The 12,441-nt window shown below is 68.1% G+C and carries 8 protein-coding genes and 1 tRNA gene; 2 read left to right on the plus strand and 7 right to left on the minus strand.

The window, feature by feature from the left end; genetic code table 11:
* Positions 1-107: 107 nt before the first annotated feature.
* Positions 108-1,718 (minus strand): serine/threonine-protein kinase, encoded by a 1,611-nt coding sequence (locus DAT35_RS27860; RefSeq protein WP_108070527.1) that lies wholly within the window; start codon positions 1,716-1,718, stop codon positions 108-110.
* Between the two features lie 301 nt (positions 1,719-2,019).
* On the opposite strand from DAT35_RS27860, the gene DAT35_RS27865 reads away from it, so the two are divergent.
* Positions 2,020-2,394 (plus strand): glutaredoxin domain-containing protein, encoded by a 375-nt coding sequence (locus DAT35_RS27865; RefSeq protein ID WP_108070529.1) that lies wholly within the window; start codon positions 2,020-2,022, stop codon positions 2,392-2,394.
* Positions 2,395-2,413: 19 nt separating this feature from the next.
* Here the strand turns inward: DAT35_RS27865 and DAT35_RS27870 are convergent.
* The 3 genes from DAT35_RS27870 to DAT35_RS27880 all read right to left on the minus strand — a co-directional run bounded on the left by DAT35_RS27870 (position 2,414) and on the right by DAT35_RS27880 (position 5,088).
* Positions 2,414-2,484, minus strand: a tRNA-Gln gene (locus DAT35_RS27870).
* Between the two features lie 113 nt (positions 2,485-2,597).
* Positions 2,598-3,782 carry a heparin lyase I family protein gene (locus DAT35_RS27875; RefSeq protein ID WP_108070993.1) on the minus strand — a complete coding sequence of 395 codons (1,185 nt, stop codon included), beginning with the start codon at positions 3,780-3,782 and terminating at the stop codon, positions 2,598-2,600.
* Between the two features lie 430 nt (positions 3,783-4,212).
* On the minus strand, positions 4,213-5,088 hold the full coding sequence (locus DAT35_RS27880) for a LysR family transcriptional regulator (RefSeq protein WP_108070530.1): 876 nt from the start codon (positions 5,086-5,088) through the stop codon (positions 4,213-4,215).
* 2 nt (positions 5,089-5,090) lie between these two features.
* Here DAT35_RS27880 and DAT35_RS27885 point away from each other — a divergent pair, with 2 nt between their 5' ends.
* The gene (locus DAT35_RS27885) at positions 5,091-6,191 is read left to right on the plus strand and encodes a medium chain dehydrogenase/reductase family protein (protein ID WP_108070532.1); all 1,101 of its coding nucleotides are present in this window, start codon (positions 5,091-5,093) and stop codon (positions 6,189-6,191) included.
* A gap of 83 nt (positions 6,192-6,274) precedes the next feature.
* Here the strand turns inward: DAT35_RS27885 and DAT35_RS27890 are convergent, their stop codons facing one another.
* The 3 genes from DAT35_RS27890 to DAT35_RS27900 form a co-directional block, all read right to left on the minus strand.
* Positions 6,275-9,037, minus strand: coding sequence for a hypothetical protein (locus DAT35_RS27890; RefSeq protein ID WP_146209908.1), 2,763 nt, complete (start codon positions 9,035-9,037; stop codon positions 6,275-6,277).
* A 137-nt stretch (positions 9,038-9,174) separates the two neighbouring features.
* Positions 9,175-9,918 (minus strand): hypothetical protein, encoded by a 744-nt coding sequence (locus DAT35_RS27895; protein ID WP_108070536.1) that lies wholly within the window; start codon positions 9,916-9,918, stop codon positions 9,175-9,177.
* Between the two features lie 12 nt (positions 9,919-9,930).
* A complete protein-coding gene (locus DAT35_RS27900; RefSeq protein WP_108070538.1) occupies positions 9,931-12,045 on the minus strand; it encodes a PilZ domain-containing protein in 2,115 nt (704 codons plus the stop codon).
* Positions 12,046-12,441: the final 396 nt, after the last annotated feature.

The following is a 12,441-nucleotide window of genomic DNA, read 5'->3' on the forward strand; positions in this document are numbered from 1 at the left end:
GCGGCTGAAGCGCGCCACCGCGAAACGAGAAGCACCGAGGGCCCGCGCTCCGCCATCACCGGCGGGGGGCGGGCCTTTCGTTTTGCGCGGGAGCGGTGAGCGGACCCCTACGCCACGCGGCCGATCAGCTCCGTCACCAACGTCTGCGTCCCGGTGAGGGCCGAGGGATCCTTCCGGGGCCGGGCCACCTCCACCTTGGAGCCGTTGGCCTCCCACCAGAGATCGGCGTCCACCTCCGTCCACCTGCTCGAATCCGCACAGGCCTCCAGCGCCGTGCGCAGCTCCCGGGCATTGGCGAACCGGTCATCCGGATGCTTCGCCAGGCAGCGCAGGAGCACGTCACACAGGTCTCGAGGCAGCTCACGACCCAGCCGCGCACTCGGCGCGGAGGGAGTCGTGTGCAGGTGGTGCGAGCAGATCTCCACCGAGGTGCGGCCCTCGAAGACATGGCACCCGGTGAGCAGCGCGTAGCCCACCGCCCCCAGCGAGTACAGGTCCGCGCGGCCATCGACTCGCCCCGGGGAGACGATGGCCTCGGGCGCCATGTAGAGCGGCGTGCCGACGACCATGTGCACCCGTTGAGGGGTGACCTCCTCGGAGCCCCCCACCTCCTTCACCAGCCCGAAGTCGAGCACCTTCACCATGTCCGGCATGCCGCGCCGCCGGCACAGGAACAGGTTGGCCGGCTTGATGTCGCGATGCAGCAGCCCCAGTCCATGCGCCTCCTCCAGCGCGCCACACGCCTGGCGCAGGATGTGGATGACCCGCGCGGGAGACTGGGGACCGGAGAACGCCAGCAACCCATCCAGGTCCACGCCCTCCAGGTACTCCATCACGTAATAGAAGAGACCATCAGCGGTGCGGCCATAGTCATAGATGGCGATGGTGTTGGGGTGCGTGAGCTGGCTGGTGAGCTGGACCTCACGCTCGAAGCGCTCCAGACCATGGCCGTCCACATCGGCGCGCAGCAGCTTGATGGCGGTGCGGCGACGCAGCAGGGCGTGACTGGCCAGATACACCTCGCCCATGGCCCCGGCGCCCAGCAACTTGAGCAGCGTGTACTGACCCAGCTTGCGAGCCGCCTGCACCTCCTTCCGCAGGCCGTAGATGACATGGGAGACCAGGGTGGCCATGAAGACGGCGACCGCGCTCCACAGCACGGCATCCAGCGTGGGCACGGCCGAGCCGGAGTGAGCACGCGCATGGAGCAGCGCCATCAAGGCGACGACGGCCCCATCCGGCAGGGCGCCCATCAGGGAGATCCAGAACGTCCTGCGCACGGAGCTGGGGACGATGACCGCGTGGGAGATGAGCGCACCATTGGTGCCCAGCAGGAGCGACAGGGGATCCATGTCGAAGTAGGCATCCAGCTTGAGCAGGAAGAGCACCCCCAGCAGACCCGCGCCGTCCAGCCAGGACAGGGTGCGCACGGAACGGGGCGTCTTGCGGCACACCATCCAGAAGACGAGCGACATCAAGGCGCCAATCAGGTGGAAGGCGTACGCCGGGTCCACCAGGGCGTGGGTCCACGGCACGCCGACCACGAGGATCGCCGCCAGGGTGGTGAGGGCGTAAAAGGCGGAGGTGAGGAAGAAGAGCGCCCGGTAGAGCAGCTCGAGCCGCGCCTGAAGGAAGGCGCGCGCCTCCTCGGACACGTGCGAGGTCGCGTCGAAGGAATGAGGCGATGAGAAGTGGGGCTTGACCGGGGGGAGCTCCATCGCCCCCCTGTTCTACACTACCCGGCCAGCAGGTGTGGATCCCCGGCCAGACCCGGAAGAGCGGATGCTGGATATCAAACCCATGTCATCGGGATGTCATCGGGGCGGTGGCCACGCCCGACCCGGCGAGCGCGCTGAGGAACCGGCATCGGCAGAATGCTTGGGGTTCATCGCGCCCGGCGTCGCCGTCACCGGCATGACCACCGCCCCTCTCGGCAAAGAGAGACGCGAGGCGTGCCAATGGCTGACATGGCCTTTTGGATTGCGAGCGCGAGGAAGGACTCGTTAGGGTGAGCACCCCATGACAACCCCCCGCCCTCTCCTCTCCGAAGACAAACGCTCTCCCGCCGTGGCCGAAGCAGCGGCCCGCTTCCATCGTGACATCATCGACCAGGTGCGTGCCGCCGTGGAGAAGGACCCCGTGGTGGTCGTGGGCATGGCCCAGAACCCCTTCGTCAAGCGCGCCCGCCAGGCACTCGAGCAGGCGGGAATCCAGTTCACCTACCTCGAGTACGGCAGCTACTTCGGCATGTGGAAGCAGCGGCTCGCCATCAAGATGTGGAGTGGCTGGCCCACCTTCCCCCAGGTCTACGTTCGCGGCGTGCTCGTCGGCGGCTTCGATGACACGCGCAAGGCCCTGGAGGATGGGTCCCTCAAGAAGCTGCTCGGCGGCTGAGCACGGCGCGCTCGAGTGAATCCGGGAGCAGGGGTCGAACCTGCACCTACGGGGTCAAAGCCCGCCGTCCTGCCGTTAGACGATCCCGGAGAGAGTTCCCTCAGGGACGCGACGGCGGATGGGGCCTGACAGGCTCCGCTCCCCTGCCCTCCCCCCGAGCCGCCGGGCACACCCACGCCCGGCGGGGAGGAGACGATGGGTGGCTACTGCACGTCCGCCAGGCTCCGGCCCTGGATCCACCCGTCGTGGTACACCACGCCCACCTGGGAGATGGTGCTGTTCCGGTAGAGGCCCACCTTCAGGTAGTTGGTCTGCCCGGAGTACATGGTGGCGACGTTGCGCTTGGGCAGGACGCGCTGTCCGTTGAGGTACAGCTCGACGAAGCCGACGCTCGAGTTGGCCGACCACTTCACGTGGAAAATGAAGTCCTGCCACTGCCCGCGCACCAGCTTCGTGCTCCACACCACGGTGCTGCCCTGGACGCGCAGGTAGACGGTCTCTCCGTTGACGTAGAACTCCACCGGCGGCGAGCCGTTGTCACCGCTGTGGTGCCACTGGGTGAAGAGCTGCCAGGTGTTCGCGCTCGGGAAGTCCGAGGCGAACATCGTGCTCCAGCGGTAGAAGTACTCGTCGCCTTCCTTCTCGTTCGTCATCCGCACCAGCTCGTTGCGGTTGCCGCTGGCGCTGATGGGGTTGTCCCCCTGACGCACCGTGGCCTTGAGGGCGTAGCTGCCCTGGTGCACCGGTGAGGCCACCACCTGCAGCCGGTCCGCGTTGACCATCTGCGTGCCGCTCCACTGGCTGCGGTCACCCGTCTCGAAGTCGCCGCGCCACACCACGCCCGAGCCGCCGCCAGACGTGGAGGCGCCACAGATACGGGCCTCGGCGATGCTGGCCCAGTCATTCAGGGTGTTGCCGTTGACGGTGATGCGCACGCGGCGCGTGGAGCGAGCGGCGAAGGAATACGTCTCCGCCGCCGTCGTCGCGCCACTGCTCTTGCCAGTGTAGATGGGGGTGTAGTTGATGCCATCCGAGGAGACGGACAGGGCGAAGTTGTTGGCGCGCAGGTTGCCCTCGTGCCACGCGATGGCCACGCCCGAGATGGAGCGCACCGAGCCCAGGTCGTAGTCGATCCACGAACCCTTGCCGAGGCTGCTCCAGCGCGTGTCGAGCCGGTCGTCGCCCGTGTTGCCCGGCCCGTTGCCGTCATCCCCCGAGGCCACCACCGCAGTCGTGGGGAGCTGCACGCAGTTCTGTGTGGTCAGCGCGTCCGAAGCGACCGCCACCGTTTCGGGTGGCAGCGCGTTGGAGACCGTGTCATCGGGGTTTCCGCAACCCACACCAGCGAGGACGAGCAGGGCTTCAACCAACAGGAGAGTCTTCTTCACGTAGCAGCGCTCCGGGGAGATGAACAACAGACAAGGGGGACACCGGACCGCGAGCAGCGGCCGGCGATTGATGGACTGGGTTGTTTTTCGAGACGCGGCGCTCCCGTTGCGCCAATCAGGACCAGGCCCGATCAACGAAAGGGATTACCCCGCGTGTGAGACGTTGACTCCTTATCCAGACGCCCGCGATCAGCGGACGCACTGGATGGTCAGGAGCATCCACGAAATCTGTCGACCAGGCAACACACCGCGTCGGAGCTCGCGCGGAGAGCAAGGTGACAGGCATCCACGAGCCGGAAAGCGCCTGGAGAGAATTTCGTTGCTAATCACAGACAGCCTTGCCAAGGGCAGCGTCCACGTGACAGCCCGCGCTGCCCAGCGACACACAATCCACGGCCACGCATGGGGCACTCTCGTCGAAGGGTCCAGACTATCCCGGGTCGAGCAGTTCCCTGACACGCGTGGCCACGACCCGGACCGCGGCACGCTCCCAGGCCTCGGGCTGGATGACCAACCACATGGGCCGGCGCGGAAGCTCGGGGACGTCGAAGAGGCGCTCCAGGTTCTGCTCGACCTGGGCCCACCCCGCCGGCAGCACCCCCAGACCCACTCCGTTGCGCACCGCCGCCACCAGCGCCGGCATGCTGTTGGTCCGCAACACGATGCGCCCTCCCTGCTGCCCCTCCATCCACCGCGCTTCCGGCAACGCCCCCAGCTCGCCTCCCACCACCACCAGGTCGTGCCCTCCCAGCTCCCGCTCGCTCCGAGGCCGTCCCCGCTGCCGCAGATAGCCCGGCGCGCCGTACACCGCGAACCCCTGCGCCTGGAGTTGTCTCACCTTGAGGGTGGCGCCCTCGGGCTTCGTCACCCGGAGGGCCATGTCCGCCTCGCCCCGCGCCAGATCGACGGGTCGGTTTCCCCCGAGCAGCTCCAGCACCAGCCCCGGGTGCTCCTCCTTCAACGCGCACAGTCCGCGATCCACCAGGTACGCGGCCAGGGCCTCCGTCGTGGCGAGCCGCACCGTGCCGGCCACCGCCTCGGCCGGCGTCAGCTCGCCCCCGATGAGCCGCGCCAGCTCCGGCTCCAGCTTCGCCAGCCGTTGACGAAGCTGCTCGCCCGCAGAGGATGGACGCAATCCCTCGCGCGTGCGAAGGAAGAGGCGCACGCGCAGCGACTTCTCCAGCGCCTGGATGCGGCGCCCGGCGGTGGAGGCATTCACGCCGAGCTCTCGGGCCGCCGTGGCCAGCGTCCCGTGTCTCGCCACGGCGAGGAAGAAGCGCAGATCGTCCCAGCTCGCTGATTGCATGGATGCAATGCAGTATTGCACGCGTGCGCATCGACGCCCACGGCCCGCGGCGCTACTTCATGGGCATGACATCCACCACCTATCGTGCGGTCCTGTTGACGAGGAAGGGCGGCCTCGATGCGCTCGAGCCGAGGGAACTGCCACTCGAGCCACCCGGTCCCGGCCAGGTGCGCGTGCGTGTGCGCGCCACCGGTGTCGGCTTCACCGACATCATCATGCGGCGCGGCTACTACCCCTACGCGCCGAAGTTTCCCTTCACCCCGGGTTACGAGGTCGTCGGTGACGTGGACCTGCTCGGCCCTGGTGTCACCGGGCTCCGGGTCGGCCAGCGTGTCGCGGCGCTCACCGTGCACGGAGGCCAGGCCGAGTACCTCACCCGCGGCGCGGAGGAGTTCGTCCCCGTCCCCGAGGGGCTCGATGACGCGGAGGTCACTGCGCTCATCCTCAACTACGTGACGGCGTACCAGATGATCCACCGCGTCGCCCGAGTCCAGGCGGGTACACGCGCGCTGGTGACGGGAGCGGGAGGCGGTGTGGGCTCGGCGCTGCTCCAACTGCTGCGCGTGGTTGGCGCCGAGGTGTATGGCGTGGACTCCGCGCCCAAGGCCGAGGCCGTGCGCTCCCAGGGAGCCACGTTCATCGACTACCGGGAGCGCCCCTTCGACCAGTCGCTGAGGGCGCTCGTCCCCCAGGGCGTGGATGTGGCCTTCGACGGCATTGGTGGAGCGAACATCTCCCTGTGCTCGCACGCGGTGCGCCGGGGTGGACAGGTGGTGTCCTACGGCTTCACGAGCGCGGTGCGGCGCGACGGAAGCAACGACAACGTGGGCAGCCTCCTGGGCATGCTGTCCCTCTTCGTGGGGACGCGCCTCCGGGGCCGCCGCTCGGCCTTCTACGGCATCACCCAGCTCTACCGGAAGGATCCGAGACCCTTCCGTGAGGACCTCCCGAAGCTCTTCGAGCTGCTGGCGAAGCGGAAGGTGGAGCCCCTCATCGCGCACCGCCTGCCGCTCCTGTCAGGACAGGCGGGCCAGGAGCTGCTCGAGCGCGGAGGAGTCCGGGGGAAGATCGTCCTCCTCCGCGAGCTCACCGAGGCCGCTTGAGAGATGAGCGGCATCTCGGAGCTCGAGGTGATTCACGGCACGTCCGCCGGAGCACGCCCGGCACTCCGGCGGACGGAATGGGCTCACGGCTGGAACGAGCTCGTGAGCGCCGAGGCGTAGTGGAAGCTCGGCCCGGCCATGAACGGCAGGTCCGGACTGGAGCCCGGCATGTACTGGGCGTTGATCTGCAGATAGTAGGTCTTCCCGGCGACCAGGAAGCCCGGCGGCACGCGGAACTGCGTCTGCGACGTCAAGAAGTAGCCCACCTGCGTTCGGGTCGTGCCACCGGTCGCCGAGGCGCTGAGCACATAGAGGCGCACCTGGTAGCGATTCGCAGTCCCCAGGGCCGGCACCGTCCAGCTCACTACTGGAGTCGTCCCCACGCCCGAGAGGCTGCTCGTCGCGGACAGCCCGTTGATGCGCAGGTCGCGGGCCGGGCCCACCTGGGGCACGAGCGTCTGCGTCACCCCATCCGTCACCTGCGCCTGCGAGAAGGCATTCGCCGAGTACCAGGCCGTGCGGGTCGTGCCGCCATCGGGCTGGCTGACGGAGAAGGGAACCCGCGAGAGCGCCTGGGCGACGACGACCCGCTGCCAGTGGCTCGGGTACGGATTGCCGTACTGCAAGTTCACGTGGAAGTCGCCCTCGCCGGGCGACCAGTTGTTGGCAAGGGCGAGGTCCGGGAAGCCTTCGTACTGGCCGTAGTCCGAGAAGCGCGGCAGCGTCCCGACGTCCACGTAGTCATAGTACGGCACCGCGCTGGGATGGGCGGCGAGCACCTGGGTCTCGAACTGCGACGCGCGGAAGTCGAAGGCCTGCGCCGTGGTGGGCAGGGGCGCCAGCGTTCCCTTCAAGAAGATCGTCCCCGCATCCGAGGAGCCACCGTCGGCCGTCCCCAGGGAGTGGATCTGCGTGGACAGGCGCGTCTCGGTGATATCCAACCCCGACGGCAGCCCCGCGTCCCAGTCGAGGCGGTTCACGTTCTGGGTGACGTAGACGAAATCCCCCTTGGCCGGCTCGATCCGGGAGGGCACGGCACCACAGAGCCTGAGGGACCCGACATAATCGATGGTGTCCGTGTAGACCGTGGTGCCCTCCGGGGGATCATGGTACGGCGTGGAGCAGGATCTCGAGAAGTAGCCGATCCCCGCGCCCGTCGAGTGGATCTGCAGCTCATCCGAGACCTGCCAGGGAGAGAGCCCGTCGATCTCGAAGGCGAGCTGGGTGCCCACCGGCTCCTCCAGCGTGTCCGGGCGGCCCAGTCTGGCGAAGCTGAGGTCCAGGTTCCGGCTGTTCATCCACAGGTAGGTGGTGCCAATCCGGAGGAAGTAGGGAGTGCGGTCCACGCCCGGGATGAGGAAGGTGCCGTTGGCCTGGCCGGAACCGTCGCGGTAGACGTAGCCCGAACCATCCGCGGTGGGCACCCACGCGCCGATGACGACAGTGGACAGGTCGGCTGGGAGCACGATGACCGAGCCATCCTCCTGGACGTGGTGGGTGTTGCGCACGCCGGTCACCGCCAGCGGGCCGCACTTCGCGCTCTCGAGCGGGGCGATGGAGAACGTACGCGACACCGAGGCCCCGTCCGCATCCGTGACGGTGGCGATGACGGAGATGGGATTGTCGAAGCACACCGGCGCCACCCAATCCGCCTCGCTCGAGCCCGAGGTCCAGCGGGGGGGCCGCAGCGTCCCGGAGGCCGCGCTCCAGGAGAAGACCACGGCCTTGCCCTCGGGGTCATGCGCGGCCAGGCCCACGGTCACCACCTCGCCACCAGCGGCCTGGGTGGTGCTCTGCCAGGTGCTGTCGATCTTCGGCGCCACGTTGACGCGCGGCGCGTTCCCCACCTGGAGGATGAGGGTGCCCACGTTCTGGCCCCCGCGCCCGTCTGAGACCGCCACCCGGAAGGCGCAGCGGCCGGAGGCCGGCACCGTGCTCAGGGTGAAGGAAGGAGTACGGCTCGCCGGAGTGGCCAGGGTTCCCGCGCAGTCGGTGGTCCAGACATAGGACAGGGTGTCTCCCTCGGCGTCCACGGCCGTGACGGACAGGGCGGTCGTCCCGCCGAGCGCCAGGACGGACGGCGTCCCCTTCATGGCGTTGATCTCCGGCCAGGTGTTGAAGCCAATCGACACGTCGGCGCTCCCCGTGGCGCCATCGTGTTGCACGCCGATGTCGAAGTTGACGGAGACGCTCGTGCCCTTCGCGTCCGTCACGTCCAGCTGGATGCGCTGCACGCCCTCGGTGGTGGGCGCCGTCCAGGTGGTCGTCGCCGCGGCGGCGGAGCTGAAGCTCCCGGCGGTCGCCGTCCAGGAGTAGCTCAGCGCATCTCCGTTCGGATCATGCGCGGTGACCGCCAGGTTGATGTACGACCCCGGCTGCACCGTGTTGGCGGACACCACCACGGAGTCGATCTGCGGCGGCTCGTTCTCGTAGGGCGGCGGAGGCGTCACCTGCTGCAGCGTCAGCATGACGCTCACCGTGGCACCCGTGCCGAGCGACGTGGAGCTCGAGCTGCCCCGGTAGAGGACTGCCCCGGCCGCGTCGTACGCGAAAGCCTCGAAGACACGCTCGGGGCCCGCCGGAATGTTGCCGATGGTGCCCTGCCACGCACTGCCCGTCTTGACGAGCTCGGCGGTGACGGGGGACGAGATGCCCGGGCCCCGGACCTCGACGCGCACGCCCTTCACATCCGCGCTCGAGAGCTCCTGCGGCAGCGCGACCTGGACCTGTGCGCTCCCGTTCTGGGCAACCCCTTCCTGCTTCCCGCAGCCCGCGGAGACAGATACGACCAGCAACACGGCCGCCCACATGGCGGCGGCTCGCGTCCACCCATACCAAGACGTCATGAGAGACTCTCCCCTTGAAACAGCAAACTGTCTGAGGGTTTGCCTGTATCAGAGGTTTTGCAGGGAGAGCCAGCAGGGGTGACTTCAGGTTAGACGCCAACCGCTGTCGCACACGCGCCACCGGTTGCCCGGCGGTTTCATGCCACGGCGCGCAACGGGGCCAGCAGATCCTCCGCGATGTGGAGGCAGTCACCCATGAAGCGGATGTACGTGTTCATCGCCCGGGCGCCCGTCTCCGCGTAGATGCGCGCCTGCTCGGGCGAGCGGGAGATGGCCTCCTCCAGCATCTTCTCGTTGAGCAGGGTATGGCCCACATCCACGGCCGTGTGCTCGGCCAGGAAGGTGAGCTTGTCGGCCACCTCCTTGCCCAGGACGTTCTTCACCTGCTGCATCACGCGGGGGACGTAGTGCACCGCCAGGAAGCCGATCTCCCGCTCGATGGCGATCTGCCCCACCGGGTACGGGCCCTCGATGGTCTCGTCATGGAGCTGGCGGTACTCCTTCATGGACTCGGTGGGCGTCTGCGCGAGCAACTCCTCGAGGTTGAGCTTGGACGCGTAGCGCGTGTTCCAGTGGCCCACCAGGGAGCGGGCGTCGTCGATGGTCATCAGGTGATGGCCCGTTTCACTCTTCGCGTGGGTGATGAGCGACTGGCCGAGCTTCTCCATCCCCAGCTCGATACAGCGCTGGCCCGTGCGGCGGATCCATCCGTCCACCGGCTCGGTCATGTACGCCGCACGCGACATCCACTCGATGAGGAAGCGCTCCAGCACCGCGGGCCGGATGGACGGATCCACGAGCCGGCGCATGGAGGAATCAGAATCCAGACGGCTGCGCGCCAGCAGGGTGTGCGGCTCATACAGCTTCTTCAGCAGATCCATGGTGTGACTCCTTTACGACGCGTGGTGGGAGTTCTCGTGATGAGGGTTTGACCGCGAGCGTCCAACGGACTGCTCGTTGATGTGCTCCAGGAACTCGGGGATCAGCGAAGCGGAGATGATCCACAGACAGGGCTGAGCCGAGGGATCGTCATGCAGACGGGCCGCCTGCGCGTAAGCGCCATCGTCCTCGCACAGGTAGACGAAGGCGGTGCGCCCCCGTTGCGCGAACCACCGGCGGGCCTCGTCCAGCAGCGCCACGTAGGCATGGCGCCCCTGCGGTGCCAGCGGGAACAGACGCGCGGAGTCGAGCAACCGGAAGAGGTTCGTCCCGGGGTGTCCCAGCTCGACCACCAGCGCGGCCAGCGGGAGTCCCTGACGGCGCGCCACGAAGATCTTCCGCTCCCGCTCCAGCCCCTCGCCCTGCCAGGTCCGGGAGATGCCCCACATCTCCAGGCGCTCCCGGGTGAAGTCCAGCGACTCGACGTAGGCGGCCGGGCGGGTGCGGGCGATCTCCCGGGCGAGCAGGTACTTCTCACCGATGGACGCGGGCCCGATGTCCAGGTCTCCCGTGGGCAGACCGCTCGGCTCGTTGCACTCCGCGTCCATCATCCGCAGACCCATCACCAGCGTCTGGCCACTGTCCTGCAGCCGCTGAGCGAATCGAACGTGCGTTCGATACATCCAGGGCACGGTCGACTCGCAGTAGGCGACCATCCACCGGAAGTCCGAGTCCCCCTGCGCGTGCTCCAGCGTGCGCTGGTAGGTGTCGCGGAGAATCTGCCCCGGCACCGGAGGCAGGTTGGCCGGCTTTCCGGGCCTGCGGCCCAACTGATGGATGAGCCACGAGTGACGGTAGGCCTTGAGCGAGGACAGCGACGCCTCCACGCCCCGCTCCGACGGCCACACCGTCTGACAGAAGAGCTGGGGCAGCTCCCCCGCGCGCCTGCCGAGGTCGATGAAGCTCCGGCGCAGCTCGTCGAACTGCTCGGTCGACCTGCCCGCCAGGCTGAAGTAGCCCGAGGCGTCGTACAAGTCCCACAGCGGCTCGAGCAGCGTCTCGCTGGTGCGCGTGGAGGGGCAGAGCGACTGGGAGACGAAACGCTTCCACAGCGCGGCGTCCCGCTCCGTGCGCGGGCGGACCTCCAGACCACACAGCCGCCGCCCGTCCTCCCGGGCGAACGACACGTGACGCACCTCGCCAGACAGATAGATGCACTCGCCGTCGGCCATCTCCAGCTCGAGGGTCAGGAAGAGCCCCGGGAAGACCAGGTCTCCGGGGTCGATGCTCAGACCCAGCCCGGTGAAGGAGAGATCGACGACCTCGCGCTCGCGCCGCCCCAGATCCCTCCACATCGGATGATCGAAGCGGGCCCGCAGCCCCGCGGGCGCCGGGATGCGCCGGTGAAAACGGTGGCGCACCCGCCACAGCTGCTCGGGCAGCCGCGTCACCATCCGGTCCCCGTCCACGCTGGCGGCCTCCAGGCGCATCCGGTAGGCCGAGTTGTACCCCACCAGCTCGAGCTCATAGGGCGCCTCGCCCCAACCGGCACCCGGCTCGGTGCACCGCCAATGCACCAGGCCCCGCTCCGAATCCAGACGCTCCAGCGCCACCCGCACCGTCCGCCCCGGCCGGCGCAGTACACCCCTGTTGCGCATGGCGGAGATCGCCGTGAGGATGGATTCAATCCGCTCGCCGTCGGAGATCTCCTCCTGCACCGGCAGGGGCGAGGCCTCGGGCTCGGCGCTGCCCTGACGCAGTGCGTCCTCCAGCAATGACAGGATTTGCCGGCCCTGCGCCGAGGAGACGCCCACGAGCTGGATTCCCAGTGCGCTGCCCCGCCCTCCGGCGTCGCTCCACCGGGCCTCGCCCTTGAAGGGCCCGAGGGAGGTTCCTCCCGTATCCAGACACACGCGCAGCATCCGCTCATGCGACAGCGGCGCGGGGGCGAACCCGGGCTGGGTCCACACCGCCGCGGGGCTCAGCAACGTCGCGCGGCCCAGCACCATGCCCTGCTCGGGCAACACCACCTGGATGCCACTGGAGTCATGGAGCGAATACCCCGAGTAGGGGTTCGCGCCAGAGGCGCCCAGCGACAAGCCTGTCAGTCGTTGCGTGATGGCATGCATGGATTTCCCCTTCGAGGCTCCCAATCCCTTGCATCCAACAGGAAACATACCCGGCCAACCCCCGTCAAGGCCCTGGCTGAAAGTCATTGACACGCACCTGAATTTCAGCCTGAGACGGGAAAGCGTGACCCGAGCCGCACCGGATCTCCAGGCTTCCGCTCTCTCGCGGCATACTCCGCGGGAGCGCATGTCGAGAGGAATCCTGAAAAGCTCTCACGCACTTTGGACCCGCACGACCCTTCCGCCAGTGTTTTCAACTCATTGCGCCCGGACCGCGAAAAGGCGTGCGAGGAATTGAGGCTCTCACCGGGCTTCCCTCACTGTTTGAGGCTGGCGGGAAATACACGACCCGCAACCGCGGCCACACGTCGCCCGTGGTGAAGGGATTGGGAACCG

The sequence above is a fragment of the Vitiosangium sp. GDMCC 1.1324 genome (genome assembly GCF_003044305.1).
In the GTDB taxonomy this organism is placed as follows: Bacteria; Myxococcota; Myxococcia; order Myxococcales; family Myxococcaceae; genus Archangium.